This window comes from Sphingomonas sp. HITSZ_GF, assembly GCF_029543155.1.
Lineage (GTDB): Bacteria > Pseudomonadota > Alphaproteobacteria > Sphingomonadales > Sphingomonadaceae > Sphingomonas.
In genome coordinates, this window is sequence record NZ_JARQXA010000006.1 from 139590 (window position 1) to 155073 (window position 15484).

Here is a 15484-nt window from a genome sequence, read left to right on the forward strand (position 1 = left end):
TGCGATGAGCGACGTTGCCGCCGAAGCCGCGCCCCAGGCCCGGCCGACCAGCTTGAAGTTCGAGATCGGCGCGCGCACGCTGGCGACGATCCAGCGCGACCTGGTCCGCCTGCCGCTGACGCTCGACGAGGCCCGCGCGGACCGGCTGCCCGTGCTGCCGCCGCTGCCGCGCGATGCGCATGGCTATGTCGTCACCTCGCTGCCCGAGCATCTGGTGCCGGGGCTGGTAAAGGCCTCGGGCGACATGCTGCCCTTTATCCGCCAGCGCTACACCCGCTATTTCACCGATTTCGCGCTGGGGTTCGAAGGCTGGTGGAACGGGCTTTCGTCCAACGCCCGCCAGGGGATCAAGCGCAAGGCCAAGAAGATCGCGGCGGAGAGCGGCGGCGAACTCGATGTGCGCGCCTTCCGTACGCCGGACGAGCTGGAGGCGTTCCACGATGTCGCCCGGCGAATCTCGCTGCGCACCTATCAGGAGCGGCTGCTCGGCTCGGGGCTGCCCGACAGCGCGGAGTTCCTCGCGACGATGCTCGCCCAGGGCGCGGCGGGGCAGGTCCGGGCCTGGCTGCTCTACATCGCCGGCGAACCGGCGGCCTATCTCTACTGCCCGGTGATCGAGGGCGGCGTGGTGATCTATGCCTATGTCGGCCATGATCCGGCGTTCAACGACTTGTCGCCCGGCGCGGTGCTCCAGCTAGAGGCGATGCGCGACCTGTTCGAGGAGGGGCAGTTCGCCCGCTTCGACTTCACCGAGGGCGAAGGCCAGCACAAGCGCCAGTTCGCCACCGGCGGCGTGGCCTGTGTCGACCTGTTCCTGCTGCGCCCCTCGCTGGCCAATCGCGTGACGATGGCGGCGCTGGGCGGGTTCAACCGCGGCGTGGCCGGAGTGAAGGCACTGCTGCAGCGCGTGGGGCTGGAGAAGGTCGCCAAGAAGGTGCGGCGGGGGAGCTAGTCCAATTCCTCCCCGAGACAAGCTCGGGGAGGAATTATATAGCGTCCCCCATGCATCTCCGCGCCGAAGCCATCATCCTCTCCGTTCGCGCGCATGGCGAGCATGGGGCGATCGTGCGCGCGTTCACCGAGGAGCATGGCGTGCAGCCCGGCTATGTCCGCGGCGGGCATGGGCGGACGTTGCGGCCGGTGCTGCAGCCGGCAAACCTGGTGCAGGGCGAATGGCGGTCGCGGACCGAGGATGCGCTGGCCGGGCTGAGCGTCGAGCTGCTCCACAGCCGCGCGGCGATGTTCTCCGAAGCGCTGCCCGCCGCCGCCTTCCAATGGGTGACTGCGCTTTCCGCCTTCGCGCTGCCCGAAGGGCTGCCCTATCCACGGCTCTATGCGGCGCTCGACGGGGTGCTGGCGGCGATCGAGGCGGCGCCGGCGGCGCGCGGCTGGGCAGTGGCGATGGTCCGCTATGAGTTACTATTGCTCGCCGAGTTGGGCTTCGGGCTCGACCTCGAGCATTGCGCGGCGACCGGGCGCAACGACGACCTCGCCTATGTCAGCCCCAAGAGCGGCATCGCGGTGAGCCGGATCGGCGCCGAGGGCTATGAGAACCGGCTGCTGCGCCTGCCGCGCTTCCTGGTCGAAGGCGGCGAGGCGGGATGGGACGATATCCTCGACGGCCTCAGGCTCACCGGCCATTTCCTCGAGCGCGACCTGCTGATCGGAAAGGGCGCCGAGCTGCTCGCGGCGCGGGCCCGGCTGGTCGATCGGTTGAAGCGGGCAGTTGCGTGACGGCAACAACAGCGGCAAAGCGGGCCGCAAAGGACGTGGGGAGCTTGAATTGCCGTTGATTGCTGTTCTTCCCGGTGACGGGATCGGGCCGGAAGTGACGCGCGAGGCGCGCCGGGTTCTGGAGGCGCTGGCGCTGGGCCTGGACTTCGAGGAGGCGCCCGTCGGCGGCGCGGCCTATCTGGCGACCGGGCGGCCGCTGCCGGACGAGACGCTGGCGCTTGCCAAGAAGGCGAACGCCGTGCTGTTCGGCGCGATCGGCGATCCGCGCTTCGAGGCGCTCGAGCGCCGGCTGCGCCCCGAGGCGGCCTTGCTCGGCCTGCGCCGCGAGCTCCAGCTCTTCGCCAATATCCGCCCGGCAACCTTGTTCCCGGCGCTGGCCGATGCCTCGCCGCTCAAGCCCGAAGTGGTGAGCGGGCTCGACATCGTCATCGTCCGCGAGCTGGTGGGCGACGTCTATTTCGGCGAGAAGGGCCGTCGGCACACGGCGGAGGGTCTGCGGCAGGGATTCGATATCATGAGCTACAACGAAGTCGAAGTGGAGCGTATCGCCCGCGTCGGCTTCGAAATGGCCAAGCGCCGCAAGAAGAAGCTCTGTTCGGTCGACAAGGCGAACGTGCTCGAGACCTCGCAGCTGTGGCGCGACGTCGTCAACGAGATGGCGACCGAATATCCCGAGGTGCAGCTCACCCACATGTATGTCGACAATGCCGCGATGCAGATGGTGCGCGCGCCGACGGCGTTCGACGTGATCGTCACCGGCAACCTGTTCGGCGACATCCTTTCCGATCAGGCAAGCATGTGCGCCGGCTCGATCGGCATGCTGCCCTCCGCCTCGCTGCGGGCGTGGAGCGGGGACAATGGCATGTACGAGCCGATCCACGGCTCGGCACCCGACATCGCCGGCACCGGCAAGGCGAACCCGTGCGCGGCGATCCTCTCGGCGGCGATGCTGCTGCGCCACTCGCTCGGCAACGAGGAAGCGGCGCAGAAGGTCGAGAAGGCCGTCGAGGCCGCGCTGGCCGGCGGCGCGCGGACGGCGGATCTCGGCGGGTCGATGTCGACCGGCGAGATGGGCGATGCGGTGCTGAAGGCGCTGGCGTGATTCCCGAGCAGCTCGAACTCGCGGTCGTCATCCCGACGTTCAACGAGCGGGCGAACGTGCCGCTGCTGATCGAGAAGCTCGACGCGGCGCTGGCGGGGCGGAACTGGGAAGCGATCTTCGTCGACGACAACAGCCCGGACGGGACGGCGGACGCCGCGCGCGAACTGGGCCGGCGCGACGCCCGGGTACGGGTGATCCAGCGGATCGGCCGGCGCGGGCTGTCCTCGGCGTGCATCGAGGGGATGTGCGCCACCGCGGCGCCGTTCGTGGCGGTGATCGACGGCGACCTGCAGCATGACGAGACGCTGCTGCCCAGGATGCTCGACGCGCTCGAGGGCAGCGAAGACCTCGACGTGGTGATCGGCTCGCGCTTCGTCGACGGCGGCGGCACCGGCGAATGGGACGAGGAGCGGGTGGCCAAGTCCGCCCTCGCGACCAGGCTCTCGCGGCGCGTGCTCAAGGCCGACCTATCCGATCCGATGAGCGGCTTCTTCATGATCCGCACGCAGATCGTGCGCGACCTGGTGCCGACGCTGTCGGCGATCGGCTTCAAGATCCTGCTCGACATCATGACCGCGTCGCATCGGCCGCTGAAGTTCCTCGAGCTGCCCTACGTGTTCCGCACGCGCGCGCTGGGGGAGAGCAAGCTCGATTACGTCGTCGCGATGGAATATCTCATCGCGCTCTACGACCGGATGTTCGGCAAGGTCGTGCCGGTGCGCTTCGTGATGTTCTCCGGCATCGGCGCGCTTGGCGCCTGTGTCCACTTCCTGATCCTGGCGCTGTTCTTCCGCGGGCTGAGCTGGCCCTTCGTCGCCGCGACGATCCTCGCCACCGCGGTGGCGATGACCTTCAACTTCTTCCTCAACAATGCGCTGACCTATCGCGAGCAGCGGCTCAAGGGCTTCGGCCCGATGCTCGGCGGCTGGGTGTCGTTCTGCCTGGTGTGCAGCGTGGGCGCGGCGGCCAACGTGGGCGTCGCGGCGTTCCTGCACAATGTGCAGCATGGCGATTGGCGTTTCGCGGCGCTGGCGGGGATCGCGGTGGCGGCGGTGTGGAATTTCGCGCTGTCGTCGCGCTTCGTCTGGGGGCGGTACTGAGCTGAAGCCCAAGCAAATTGACGTCATCCCCGCGAAGGCGGGGATCCATTATCGCTGATGTGGCGGCTCTTTCGATGACCTGCGTGAATGGATTCCCGCCTTCGCGGGAATGACAGGGTAATTGGGATGACGGTCCGCTACCGCCAGCTACCCATCCACATCCAGTGCGTGAAGCCCTGGCTGCTCGCCAGCGGCGCGCCCGAGAGCACCGGGTAGAAATAGCCGAACACCAGCAGCGCGATCGCGGTGAACCATTCCTCATATCCGCGGTTCCGGCCGCGATCGAAATGAAGGAAGGCGACCGGCAGCACCATGCACAGGAAGATGCTGCTCGGGTAATAATAGTAATAGAAGCCGATCGACTTGGGGATCACGACATAGATCGCCAGGCTGCCGGTCCATAGCAGCGCCATGGCGAGCGGTTTGATCGCCTTGTCCTTGAACCAGGCCCAGTAGCAGGCGAGCACCGCGACGAGACCGCCCCACATGATCAGCGGGTTGCCGATCAGCAGCACGCCGCGCTGGGCGCCGCGATCCCACTCGTAGAAATACCAGATCGGCCGCAGCATCAGCGGCCAGCTCCACCAGCTCGACTGATAGGTGTGGTGCGGCAGGATCTGCGTCTGCATCTGCCACATGTGGATCTGCTGGGCGAACAGGCCGGAGAGCGAGGTCAGCGGATCGGTGGTGTAGAGGAAGGCGGGCAGGAAGGTGACGAAATAGGTGACCACGCTGACCACCCCGAGGGCGAGGATCGCGGGGATGGCAGGCAGGCCGGCCCAGTGGCGCTGGTCCTTGCCCGACAGTGCCGAGAGGATCGGCTTCTTCGCCAGACGGGCGTCGCGGATGCGGATGACGAGGAAGGCGAGGGTGGCGAGCACGATATAGGGAACGCCCGCCCATTTGACCGCGGTGACCAGGCCCATCAGCACGCTCGCCGCGATCCAGCGCCACCATACCGCCTTGCCGCTCCCCTGCATCGCCCAGAGGAAGAATACGAGCGCCCAGACCAGCAGCATGCCCAGGAACACGTCGAGCATGCCGGTGCGCGCCTGGACATAGACGGTCTGGCTGAGCAGCGTCAGCACCGCGCCGACCAGCGCGACGCGCATCCGCCGGGTGAACAGCCAGAGAAAGGCGAAGACGCCGAGCACGGTGGCGGTGCCCGCCAGCGTCGAGGCGATGCGCCAGCCGAACGGATTGTCGCCGAGCAGCGCCATGCCCGCCGCGATCAGCTCCTTGCCGAACATCGGATGCTCGACGTTGCGCGGGCCGGAAAGATCGAGCAGCGCCTGCGCCGCCGGGAGATAGTGGATCTCGTCGAACATGATCACGCTGGGCTGATCGAGATGGATCAGGAACAGCGTCTGGGTGACGACGGCGAGGAGCAGGGCGACGGTCCAGGGGCGGTCCTGCAGGGCCTTGAGGCGATCGAGCATGGCGGGTTGATTAGCCGACCGTTCCGCGTCCGTCATGCTGAACTTCGTTTCAGGCGTCGCACCCCAATTCGTCGCGCCCTAACTTCATCGTCATCCCCGCGAAGGCGGGGATCCAGGGAACAGAGCGATGTCCTTCGTGACTCTGGATCCCCGCCTGCGCGGGGATGACGGGAGTTTTTCGGGGATGACGAAGCAGGGCTTGCACGCACCCAAGTCACGACCGGTGTTGACGCCCCGTCCCCCCAGCCGCAAAGCATTTCCGCTATGAAGCGTCATACCGGTCAGGATCGCAGCGTAACCCGCAACTGGAAGCCCGCCACCCAGGCAGTGCGCGGGGGCACCGCGCGTTCGGAATGGGGCGAGACGAGCGAAGCGCTCTTCCTCACCTCTGGCTACGCCTATGATTGCGCCGGCGACGCCGCCGCGCGCTTCGCCGGCGAGCAGGACGGCATGACCTATTCGCGCCTGCAGAACCCGACGGTGCAGATGCTCGAGGAGCGGATCGCGCTGCTCGAGGGCGCCGAGGCCTGCCGCACCATGGCATCGGGCATGGCGGCGATGACCGCGGCGATCCTGTGCCAGGTGAGCGCCGGCGACCATATCGTCCAGGGCCGCGCCGCCTTCGGCTCGTGCCGCTGGCTGACCGACAGCCTGTTGCCGCGCTTCGGCGTGGAGACGACGGTGGTCGACGCGCGCGATCCGCAGCAGTTCGAGGATGCGATCCGCCCGAACACCAAGGTCTTCTTCTTCGAGACGCCGGCCAACCCGACGATGGACGTGGTCGATCTCGAGGCGGTGTGCGCGATCGCGAAGAAGCACGGCATCACCACCGTGGTCGACAATGCCTTCGCCACGCCGGCGCTGCAGCGCCCGATGGAGTTCGGCGCCGACGTGGTCGCCTATTCGGCGACCAAGATGATGGACGGGCAGGGCCGCGTGCTCGCCGGTGCGGTCGCCGGATCGGCGCAGTTCATCAACGAGGTGCTGCTGCCCTTCCACCGCAACACCGGCCCGACGCTGTCGCCGTTCAACGCCTGGGTGGTGCTGAAGGGGCTGGAGACGCTCGACCTGCGCATCCGCCGCCAGAGCGAGAACGCGCTGAAGGTGGGCGGCTTCCTCGAGAAGCGCGTGCCGCGGATCAACTTCCCGGCGCTGCCCAGCCACCCGCAGCACAACCTGTTCGCACGCCAGATGGAGGCCGCCGGCCCGATCTTCTCGTTCGAGGTCGATGGCGGCCGCAAGCAGGCGCATGCGCTGCTCGACGCGCTCACGCTGGTCGATATCTCGAACAATATCGGCGATTCGCGCTCGCTGATGACGCATCCCAGCTCGACTACCCATTCCGGCGTTGCCGAGGAGAAGCGCTTGGAGATGGGCGTGACCGAAGGCATGCTGCGGCTCAATGTCGGGCTGGAGGACGCGCAGGACGTGATCGACGATCTGGACCAGGCGCTGAGGGTCGCCGGTTTGTGATGGACGCATTGTTCACCGATGCGGCGGAAACGCGCGGGATCACCGTGCGCGTGTCGGTGAGCTATCTGCCCGAGCAGAGCGAGCCCGACCGCGGCCGCTGGTTCTGGGCCTATCACATCCGGATCGAGAATGATTCCCCGGTCACGGTGCAGCTGCTGACGCGGCACTGGATCATCACCGACGGGCGCGGCGCGCGCCACACGGTGGAAGGCGAAGGCGTGGTCGGCGAGCAGCCGATGATCGCACCGGGCGCCAGCTTCGACTATGTCTCGGGCTGCCCGCTCGCCACCCCCACCGGCAACATGCAGGGTAGCTATCACATGATCGGCGAGGACGGTTCGGCGTTCGACGTCGCCATCCCCAAGTTCGCGCTGCACGCGCCGGCGGTGGCGGAATGAGCATTGTCCAAACCTCCGTTCGCCCTGAGCTTGTCGAAGGGCCGCCCTTTCTATTTCCGATGGGTGCTGAAGAAGAACGGTGCTTCGACAAGCTCAGCACGAACGGGGAGGGTGTTGCGCGCCTCCCCGATGAGGTGACGGAATGAAGCGGACCCATCTCCCCCTCAACGGCCTGCGCGTGCTCGATGCCGCCGCGCGCCATCTGAGCTTCACCCGCGCGGCGGACGAGCTGGCGGTCACGCCGGCGGCGGTCGGCCAGCAGATCCGTGCGCTGGAGGATACGCTGGGCGTCGTCCTGTTCCGCCGCACCACCAAGGGGCTTGAGCTGACTCCCGAGGCCGAGGCGGGGCTTTCGGCGCTGCGTGCGGGCTTCCTCCAGTTCGAGGAAAGCGTGCGTGCGATGCAGGCGGGGCAGTCGTCCAAGTCGCTGACCATCGCCGCGCCGCGCGACCTGACCGCCAAATGGCTGATGCCGCGCCTTGCCGAGATCGCGCGCGAGGATAGCGACCTGCGCTTCGTGCTGGTGCCGGCCGACGATGCGCTCGACTTCACCGAGGCCAATCTCGATCTCGCGATCCGCTGGGGCGAAGGCCCGGGCGAGCATGAGGGCGAGGCGCTCGAGAGCGACGGCATGGTGACGATCGAGCGGCCGGGCGGCGGCATCGACGTGCGCATCTCGTGGCCGGGCTGCATGGCCGAGGACGCCGGATCGCTGGTCCGCGTTGCCGATGCCGGGCTCGCGCTCGAAGCCGCGGCCGAGGGGCTGGGCCGGGCGACCGTGCCCGAGCTGCTCGCGCGTGCCGACATCGCATCGGGCCGGGTCGTCGTGGTCGGCGAGCCCAAGGGCTCGAAGCTCGGCTATTGGCTGGTCGCCCCGCTGCCGCAGTGGCGGCAGAAGAAGGTGAAGGCGCTGGTCGACGCGCTGGCGCAGTGAGCGCACCGCGCGAGACGGCGGTGCTGGAAACCGCGCGTCTGCGCCTGCGCCCACGCACCCCGGACGATGCCGAGGCGCTGTTTCCCAGCCTTTCCGATGCCGGGCTGATGCATTTCTGGTCGGGCCCGCCGCATGCCGATGTCGCGCAGACCCGCGCCGAGTTCGCCCGGGCGCGGCCCGAATGGCGCGCCTGGGCGATCACGCTGAAGGGCGAGGACCGTGCGATCGGCGTGGTCGCCGCGGGTGAGAAGCGCCAGGGCAACGTCTCCGAGCTCGGCTATATGCTCGCCCGCGCGCATTGGGGCAGCGGCATCGCCGCCGAGGCGGTGGGCGCGGTGATCGACCGGATCTTCGCCGAGGGGCAACGCCGGGTCTTCGCCGATACCGATCCCGAGAATCTGGCCTCGCGCGCGCTGCTCGAGCGGCTGGGCTTCCGGCTCGAAGGGCTGCTGCGCGGCGAATGGGAAACGCATATCGGCGTGCGCGACACTGCGCTCTACGGGCTGTTGCGCGACGACTGGACGCGATAGAAACGCCTCCTGAAAGAGGAGGGAGTCCATCATGCCGCAAAGCCCCTGGAGCCATAGCCGCAGCGCCGGCATCGCCGACGATATCGATTTCGAGATCAAGGGGCAGGAGCTCCAGTTCGTCGAGATCGAGCTCGATCCGGGCGAAAGCGCGGTGGCCGAGGCGGGCGCGCTGGTGTGGAAGGATGCCAGCGTCGGCATGACGACGGTGTTCGGCGACGGCAGCGGCCAGCAGGGCGGCGGCTTCATGGGCGCGCTGCTCGGCGCGGGCAAACGCCTGGTCACCGGCGAAAGCCTGTTCACCACCGTCTTCACGCACAACGGATCGGGCAAGGCGCGCGTGGCGTTCGCGGCGCCGGTGCCGGGCGCGATCGTGCCGCTCAAGCTCGACCAGATCGGCGGCACGCTGATCTGCCAGAAGGACGCGTTCCTCTGCGCCGCCAAGGGCGTGTCGATGGGCATCGCCTTCCAGCGCCGGATCATGACCGGGCTGTTCGGCGGCGAGGGCTTCATCATGCAGAAGCTAGACGGCGACGGCTGGGTGTTCGTCCAGTTCGGCGGCATGGTGGTCGAGCGCGAGCTGGCCCCGGGCGAGGAACTGCACGTCGATACCGGCTGTGTCGCGGCGTTCACGCCGTCGGTGGAGTTCGACCTGATCAGCGCCGGCGGCGTGCGCAGCATGATCTTCGGTGGCGAGGGGCTGTTCTTCGCGCGGCTGCGGGGCCCCGGCAAGGTGTGGATCCAGTCGCTGCCCTTCTCACGCCTCGCCGGGCGGATGATGGCGGCGGCCTCGTCCTATGGCGGGCAGAATCGCGGAGAGGGTTCGGTGCTTGGCGGGCTGGGCGACCTGATCGGAGGCAATCGTTGAGTCGTCCGATCCCCAATCTCAACAACCCCGAAGAGCGCCGCGCCTATCGTCGCGAGCTGATGGCCGTGGCTAGGGGGCCACGGCGGATCGGCGTGGCGCTGGCGGTGCTCGGATCGGCGCTGATCCTGGTCAACGCCTATTGGACGCCGATCCCGAACCTGGTCACCCTCGCCGCGATCGTCGCCGGCTTTGCGCTGATGCTGATGGGGATCGGCATGCGCACCCAGTACCACAAGCGGCGGATGCGCGGGGAGATCTAGGGCACCAGCTCCGCCGCCCTGGCGATCAGCGCGGCGAAATGGCCCTGCTCGACTTCCTTGGCGGGATCGTTCCAGCTCGCGGTGACGACGTACCAGTCGCCGCCCTTCGCCTGAAGCAGGTAGCTCATGTTCATCACGCCGGGCTCCGAGCCGCCCTTGTAGCCCACCCATTGCCAGCGCGCCTTGGCATCGGCGCCGAGCCCGGGATTCTTCGACAGCACCGCGCGGGCATCGGCACCTGCCGGCCCCTCGGTATTGCGGCGCAGCCAGTCGAGCACGCGGACCAGGTCGTTGGGGCTTTCGAACCATTCGAAGGTGTCGATCAGCTTGGGCGTCTTGGTGTTGAAGCTGGTCGCGTTGATCAGGATGTTGGGGACGCCGGCGATCTCGCCGTCGAGCAGCTTGCGCCGCCCGGCCTCGTCGCGCGCGAGATAGCGCTCGGCCAGACCGGCAACGCCCTTGAGCTTGAACATCTCGAGCGTGCTCAGGAAGGGCCGGTTGCGTGCCGGATCGGCGATGCCGAGCACCGGCATCATCGCCTCGACCTTCTCGCGTCCCAGCGTCTTGAGCAGGATGTCGGTTGCGCTGTTGTCGCTGATCGAGATCATCTGGGTGGCGAGCTCGCGCAGCGAGACCTGCGTTCCCCTGGGCTTCATCGTGTAACCGCCGCCGGGCAGCGCGCTGCCATCAAGTGTGACGAGATCGTCCCATTTGCGGGCGCCGGCATTGGTCTCGCGGACCAGCTCGGCGAGGATCACCAGCTTGAAGGCCGATCCGATCGCATAGGGCTTGTCGGCGTTGTAGCCCTGGATCAGCTGCGGCGCGCCTGCGCCGAGTTTCGATATCGCGAAGCCGGCCGAGCCCCGCAGCGCCTTGATCGCATCGAGCGCGCCCTGGGGCGTAGCCGGGGTCTTGCCGCCGTCGCGCAGCTGGCTGCCGGTGACGAGCAGGCCGGTCACCTGGTGCGGCGGCGCCGGATCGACGGCGAGGTTCATCGTCGCCACCGCCTCGCCCAGCCCGACATGCACGGTCGCCGACCAGGGGGTCTTCTGCTCGATCCGTTCGATACCTGTCACGCCGGCAGCGGCGAACTGCGCGGCGACCATTGCCCATTTCTCGCGCGGTACCGCTGCCTTGAACGACGGCGCGAAATAGCCGTCATAGGCGACCTTGCCGGTAAGCGCCCCGGGCAGCTGGTTCGCCCGCTCGGTGAAGGCGGGATCGGCCTTGGCGGGCTGGCTCGTTGCCACGGGCGGCGCGGTCTGCGCGGCGGCGGGAAGGGCGAGCAGGAAAGCGGCGAGATACGGTAGCGGGCGCATCATTGCCTCATCGGCTGTGGATGCGCCGCTTCTACGCGCGATTAATTATGATATCAAGATTTGTTGAGCCACCATCGTCATCCCGGCGAAAGCCGGGATCTCGTGCGGCTCTTTCCCGCGCCTTCGCCTGAGATCCCGGCTTTCGCCGGGATGACGGATTGGGGTTGGGATGACGACATTGGGACGACGGGCCGGGGCAGGCTCAGGCGTCGATCACTTCCTCGTCGAGCCGCGCCGCATTTTCCTGGATGAAGGCGAAGCGGTGGGCGGGGTTGTTGCCCATCAGCCGGTCGACCAGGTCCTTCACCCCGGCGCGCTCCTCATATTCCTGGGGCAGGGTGATGCGCAGCAGGCCCCGGGTCGCCGGGTCCATCGTGGTTTCCTTGAGCTGGTTCGGGTTCATCTCGCCCAGGCCCTTGAACCGGCTGACCTCGACCTTCTTGCCCTTGAACGCGCTGTTCTCGATCTCGAGCCGGTGCGCGTCGTCGCGCGCATAGAGGCTCTTGCTGCCCACGGTCAGCCGATAGAGCGGCGGCTGCGCCAGGTAGAGATGCCCCTGGCGGACCAGATCGGGCATTTCCTGGAAGAAGAAGGTCATCAGCAGCGTGGCGATGTGTGCGCCGTCCACGTCCGCGTCGGTCATGATGATGATCCGCTCGTAGCGGAGGTTCGACGGATCGCAGTCCTTGCGCGTGCCGCAGCCCATGGCGAGGATCAGGTCGGCGATTTCCTGGTTGGCCAGGATCTTGGCCGAGGTGGCGGAGGCGACGTTGAGGATCTTGCCGCGGATCGGCAGGATCGCCTGGGTTTTGCGGTCGCGCGCCTGCTTGGCGCTGCCGCCTGCCGAATCGCCCTCGACGATGAATAGTTCGGTGCCCGCGGGATCGTCGGCCGAGCAGTCGGTCAGCTTGCCGGGCAGGCGCAGCTTGCGCGCGCTGGTCGCGGTCTTGCGCTTGACCTCGCGCTCCTGCTTGCGGCGCAGGCGATCGTCCATCCGCTCGATCACATAGCCGAGCAGCGCCTTGCCGCGGTCCATGTTGTCGGCGAGGAAATGGTCGAAATGGTCGCGCACGGCCTTCTCGACCAGGCCGGTCGCCTCGGGCGAGGTGAGCCGATCCTTGGTTTGCGACTGGAACTGCGGATCGCGGATGAAGACGCTCAGCATGAGTTCGGAGCCGGTCATCACGTCGTCCGCAGTGATGTCCTTGGCCTTCTTGTTGCCGATCAGCTCGCCGAACGCGCGGATACCCTTGGTCAGCGCGCCGCGCAGGCCGGCTTCGTGGGTGCCGCCATCGGGGGTCGGGATGGTGTTGCAATACCAGCTGTACGAGCCGTCGCTCCACAGCGGCCAGGACACCGCCCATTCGACCCGGCCGTTATTCTCGCCCGGGAAATCCTGGCGGCCCGAGAAGAAATCGGCGGTGGCGCATTCGCGCGTGCCGAGCTGTTCCTTCAGGTGGTCGGCAAGGCCGCCGGGGAACTGAAACACCGCCTCGGGCGGCGTCTCGTCCGAAATCAGCTCGGCATCGCACTTCCAGCGGATCTCGACGCCGGCGAACAGATAGGCCTTGGAGCGGACCAGCTTGTAGAGCCGGCTCGGCTTGAACAGCATCTCGCCGAAAATCTCGGCATCGGGGATGAAGCTGACCGCGGTGCCGCGGCGATTTGGCGCGGCGCCGACATGCTCGAGCGGGCCCAGCGTCTTTCCCTGGCTGAACCGCTGGCGATAGAGCTGCTTGTCGCGCGCGACCTCGACAATGGTGTCGATCGACAGCGCGTTGACCACCGAGATGCCCACGCCGTGCAGGCCGCCTGAGGTCGCATAGGCCTTGCCCGAGAATTTGCCGCCCGAGTGCAGCATCGAGAGGATCACCTCGAGCGCCGACTTGTCGGGGAATTTCGGGTGTGGATCGATCGGCATGCCGCGGCCATTGTCGGTGATGGTGATGCGGTTGCCCGCCTCGAGCACCACTTCGATGCGGTTGGCATGGCCGGCCACCGCTTCGTCCATCGCATTGTCGAGGATCTCGGCGGCGAGGTGATGCAGCGCGCGCTCGTCGGTGCCGCCGATATACATGCCCGGGCGCCGCCGTACCGGCTCGAGCCCTTCGAGTACCTCGATCGAGGAAGCGTCATAGGTTCCGGAGGGCACGCCCGGCGCGGCGAACAGGTCTTCAGCAGCCATGGAGAACGTATAGGGGGTGGGGGAGGCCGGGTGCAAGGGAGCGACCCTTCAATTCCTCCCCGGAACGGGGAGGGGGACCATTCGCGCCAGCGAATGGTGGAGGGGGCCCGCTTTCCGCAAGGGAATTGCTAGTGGAGGGCGGGCCCCCTCCACCACGCCGCTTCGCGTCGCGGTCCCCCTCCCCGTTCCGGGGAGGAGTTTTACGCCGCCTTGAGCTGCGCGATGAACTTGTCGGTTGCCGCTTCCAGCGTCAGCGCCGCCTGGGACAGGCTGGTCGCGGAGCAAGAGACGCGGTCGGACAGCGCCTCGGTATCGTGCGCCACGCCGGCGACGGCGCCGATGCGCTCGGCCATGCGGGTGGCGCCCGCGGCGGTGTCGTGCGCAGTCGCCTCGATCATCCCGGCGGCGTAGCGCTGGCCGTCGACCTCGTTGCGGATCGCCTCGGCCGCGGCGGCGACTTCGGCGACGGTGCGGGCGATCTCGTCGAGCGCATTCGATGCTTCCGCCGCTCCGCCATGGACGGTGCCGGCAAGCGTGCGGATCTGGTCGGTGGCGCCGCCGGTCTGGTTGGCGAGCGCCTTCACTTCGTGTGCGACCACCGCAAAGCCGCGGCCGACCTCGCCGGCGCGCGCCGCCTCGATCGTGGCGTTGAGCGCGAGCAGATTGGTGCGCGCGGCGATCTCCTGGATCGATTCGGCGAACTCGCTGATCGTGCTGGCCCGATCGGCCAGCGCGCGCACCGCGGTCTCGCCCGAGCGCGATACGCCGCGCGCCGCGCCGCTCAGCGTCGCCTGCTGGTCGACGCTGGTGGCGATCGCCATGATCGAGGAAGAGAGCTGGCGCACGCCGCTGGCAAGGCCGTCGGCAGTGTCCGAGGCCTGGGCGGCGATGTGCACGGTGGCGGCGAGGTCGACGCTGGCGCGGTGGGCGAGCGTGTTGAGCGAACGGGCCGAATCGTCGAGCTCGCTGGCGGCGCGCGTCACGTCGCGCACCGTCTCGGCGACCGATTCCTGGAAGGCAGTGGCCAGCGCCAGCATCTCGCGGCGGCGCTCGGCCGAGGCGCCGCGCTCGCTCGTCTCGCGGCGTTCGCGCTCGGCGCGCTCGCGGGATTCGGCAGCGCGGACGGCGTCGAGCGCGGCCTCGGCATCGTCGCGACGCGCGGTCGCGTCTTTGGCGAAGCGGTCGCTCTGGGCGCGGGCATCGGCCTGGGCCTCGATCAGCCGGGCGAGCTGGGTGGTGAGATAGGCGAGCACGGTGAACTGAAGCAGCACCGCCACGGCATGGAAGACCACCCGGCCGAAATCGCCGCCGCCTTCGAACACCCAGGCGGGCACGACGAGCTGGAACAGGACGTGGTGGACGGCGATCAGGCCGCAGGCGAGTGCGATCGGCTTCCAGTCGTAGAGCAGGGTCAGGCCGGCCAGCGCGACGAAGAAATACATGTGCGCGTCCATCTGCCAGACATGGCCGGACAGCGCATAGACGGCGAGCGCGGGCTGGATCGCGGCGAGCGTGCCGACGATCAGGCGGGCGGAAAGATCGTGGCGATGGCGCAGCGCGACGATCGTCGGCGCGACATTGGCGGCGGCGCCGAGCAGCAGCGTGATCCATTCCTGCTGGCTGCCGCGCAGCGCCAGGCCGAGCAGGAAGACCACCGCGACGGTGACCCAGGAGCCGATAACCAGCAGCTCGACGCCGCGGCGGCGCAGGCGATCGATCTCGCTCATGCCGCGACGCTCCCGCACAGGGCCGGCGGGGCGGCGAGGATCAGCACGGCCTGGCCGGCTAGCGCCGAAGCCACGGCGAGGTGACTACCCGTAATGACGAAACTGCCCGGGATCGGGCCCTGGCCGAGCAATTGCGCACCGCCGGCGACGGCGCGGGGCAGCATGTGATTCGCGGCGCCCGGCAGCACCGGCACGAGCAGCATCCGCCCCTGGCTGGGAGGCCAGAAGGCTGCGCAGAGCAGCGCCACGGCCACTACCGCGAGCTGCGCGGGCAGGGCATGACGGGCAAGGATAACGCCGAAACGGTTCATTCCCCCGGCCTAGGAGTCGGGTGGTTATCAAGGCGTAAACCAGGGCACGGAATTTACGCAATTTGCGCAATTATGCAGTCATGCCGGGCATGATTTGCCCGGATGCA

Annotated in this window: 15 protein-coding genes; 10 read left to right on the forward strand and 5 right to left on the reverse strand. The window is 68.1% G+C overall.

The genetic code is table 11. The annotated features are described in order from the left end of the window. The first annotated feature begins 4 nt into the window (after positions 1-4). Genes P6144_RS17295 through P6144_RS17310 form a run of 4 tightly spaced genes read left to right on the forward strand, consistent with a single transcriptional unit; the run spans position 5 to position 3936 of the window. A complete protein-coding gene (locus P6144_RS17295) occupies positions 5-952 on the forward strand; it encodes a GNAT family N-acetyltransferase (protein ID WP_277769061.1) in 948 nt (315 codons plus the stop codon). A gap of 50 nt (positions 953-1002) precedes the next feature. Further along, positions 1003-1734: a DNA repair protein RecO gene (gene recO / locus P6144_RS17300; RefSeq protein ID WP_277769062.1), complete on the forward strand. Its 732-nt coding sequence runs from the start codon at positions 1003-1005 to the stop codon at positions 1732-1734. Between the two features lie 49 nt (positions 1735-1783). Further along, on the forward strand, positions 1784-2836 hold the full coding sequence (leuB, locus tag P6144_RS17305) for a 3-isopropylmalate dehydrogenase (RefSeq protein ID WP_277769063.1): 1053 nt from the start codon (positions 1784-1786) through the stop codon (positions 2834-2836). After that, positions 2836-3936 carry a glycosyltransferase family 2 protein gene (locus P6144_RS17310; RefSeq protein WP_277769154.1) on the forward strand — a complete coding sequence of 367 codons (1101 nt, stop codon included), beginning with the start codon at positions 2836-2838 and terminating at the stop codon, positions 3934-3936. The genes leuB and P6144_RS17310 overlap by 1 nt, the downstream gene beginning before the upstream one ends. 137 nt (positions 3937-4073) lie before the next feature. Here the strand turns inward: P6144_RS17310 and P6144_RS17315 are convergent, their stop codons facing one another. Further along, a complete protein-coding gene (locus tag P6144_RS17315; RefSeq protein ID WP_277769064.1) occupies positions 4074-5375 on the reverse strand; it encodes a glycosyltransferase family 39 protein in 1302 nt (433 codons plus the stop codon). Between the two features lie 264 nt (positions 5376-5639). On the opposite strand from P6144_RS17315, the gene P6144_RS17320 reads away from it, so the two are divergent. The 6 genes from P6144_RS17320 to P6144_RS17345 all read left to right on the forward strand — a co-directional run bounded on the left by P6144_RS17320 (position 5640) and on the right by P6144_RS17345 (position 9835). After that, positions 5640-6848: an aminotransferase class I/II-fold pyridoxal phosphate-dependent enzyme gene (locus tag P6144_RS17320; RefSeq protein WP_277769065.1), complete on the forward strand. Its 1209-nt coding sequence runs from the start codon at positions 5640-5642 to the stop codon at positions 6846-6848. After that, complete coding sequence (apaG, locus tag P6144_RS17325; protein ID WP_277769066.1) at positions 6848-7246, forward strand: Co2+/Mg2+ efflux protein ApaG; 399 nt, start codon at positions 6848-6850, stop codon at positions 7244-7246. The genes P6144_RS17320 and apaG overlap by 1 nt, the downstream gene beginning before the upstream one ends. A 142-nt stretch (positions 7247-7388) precedes the next feature. Continuing rightward, positions 7389-8180: a LysR family transcriptional regulator gene (locus P6144_RS17330; RefSeq protein WP_277769067.1), complete on the forward strand. Its 792-nt coding sequence runs from the start codon at positions 7389-7391 to the stop codon at positions 8178-8180. Further along, the gene (locus P6144_RS17335; RefSeq protein WP_277769068.1) at positions 8177-8710 is read left to right on the forward strand and encodes a GNAT family protein; all 534 of its coding nucleotides are present in this window, start codon (positions 8177-8179) and stop codon (positions 8708-8710) included. The genes P6144_RS17330 and P6144_RS17335 overlap by 4 nt, the downstream gene beginning before the upstream one ends. Positions 8711-8741: 31 nt before the next feature. Further along, positions 8742-9575 (forward strand): TIGR00266 family protein, encoded by an 834-nt coding sequence (locus P6144_RS17340; protein WP_277769069.1) that lies wholly within the window; start codon positions 8742-8744, stop codon positions 9573-9575. Then, a complete protein-coding gene (locus tag P6144_RS17345) occupies positions 9572-9835 on the forward strand; it encodes a hypothetical protein (protein ID WP_277769070.1) in 264 nt (87 codons plus the stop codon). Before P6144_RS17340 ends, P6144_RS17345 begins: the two co-directional genes overlap by 4 nt. Here P6144_RS17345 and P6144_RS17350 read toward each other — a convergent pair. From P6144_RS17350 to P6144_RS17365, 4 genes are all read right to left on the reverse strand, one after another. Beyond that, positions 9832-11154 (reverse strand): serine hydrolase, encoded by a 1323-nt coding sequence (locus tag P6144_RS17350; protein ID WP_277769071.1) that lies wholly within the window; start codon positions 11152-11154, stop codon positions 9832-9834. The two genes, P6144_RS17345 and P6144_RS17350, sit on opposite strands and share 4 nt — an antisense overlap. A gap of 202 nt (positions 11155-11356) precedes the next feature. Then, the gene (gene parE / locus P6144_RS17355; RefSeq protein WP_277769072.1) at positions 11357-13339 is read right to left on the reverse strand and encodes a DNA topoisomerase IV subunit B; all 1983 of its coding nucleotides are present in this window, start codon (positions 13337-13339) and stop codon (positions 11357-11359) included. A 200-nt stretch (positions 13340-13539) separates the two neighbouring features. Next, positions 13540-15066, reverse strand: a complete 1527-nt coding sequence (locus P6144_RS17360; RefSeq protein ID WP_277769073.1) for a methyl-accepting chemotaxis protein — start codon at positions 15064-15066, stop codon at positions 13540-13542. Further along, a complete protein-coding gene (locus P6144_RS17365; protein ID WP_277769074.1) occupies positions 15063-15377 on the reverse strand; it encodes a hypothetical protein in 315 nt (104 codons plus the stop codon). Before P6144_RS17365 ends, P6144_RS17360 begins: the two co-directional genes overlap by 4 nt. Positions 15378-15484: the final 107 nt, after the last annotated feature.

Excerpts from the sequence above, each read along its gene's own strand:
- P6144_RS17330 (WP_277769067.1), top strand. The coding sequence starts at position 7,389 with ATGAAGCGGACCCATCTCCCCCTCAACGGCCTGCGCGTGCTCGATGCC.
- P6144_RS17320 (WP_277769065.1), top strand. The coding sequence starts at position 5,640 with ATGAAGCGTCATACCGGTCAGGATCGCAGCGTAACCCGCAACTGGAAG.
- P6144_RS17365 (WP_277769074.1), bottom strand. The coding sequence starts at position 15,377 with ATGAACCGTTTCGGCGTTATCCTTGCCCGTCATGCCCTGCCCGCGCAG.
- P6144_RS17295 (WP_277769061.1), top strand. The coding sequence starts at position 5 with ATGAGCGACGTTGCCGCCGAAGCCGCGCCCCAGGCCCGGCCGACCAGC.
- P6144_RS17350 (WP_277769071.1), bottom strand. The coding sequence starts at position 11,154 with ATGCGCCCGCTACCGTATCTCGCCGCTTTCCTGCTCGCCCTTCCCGCC.
- P6144_RS17340 (WP_277769069.1), top strand. The coding sequence starts at position 8,742 with ATGCCGCAAAGCCCCTGGAGCCATAGCCGCAGCGCCGGCATCGCCGAC.
- P6144_RS17360 (WP_277769073.1), bottom strand. The coding sequence starts at position 15,066 with ATGAGCGAGATCGATCGCCTGCGCCGCCGCGGCGTCGAGCTGCTGGTT.
- recO (WP_277769062.1), top strand. The coding sequence starts at position 1,003 with ATGCATCTCCGCGCCGAAGCCATCATCCTCTCCGTTCGCGCGCATGGC.
- parE (WP_277769072.1), bottom strand. The coding sequence starts at position 13,339 with ATGGCTGCTGAAGACCTGTTCGCCGCGCCGGGCGTGCCCTCCGGAACC.
- apaG (WP_277769066.1), top strand. The coding sequence starts at position 6,848 with ATGGACGCATTGTTCACCGATGCGGCGGAAACGCGCGGGATCACCGTG.
- P6144_RS17315 (WP_277769064.1), bottom strand. The coding sequence starts at position 5,375 with ATGCTCGATCGCCTCAAGGCCCTGCAGGACCGCCCCTGGACCGTCGCC.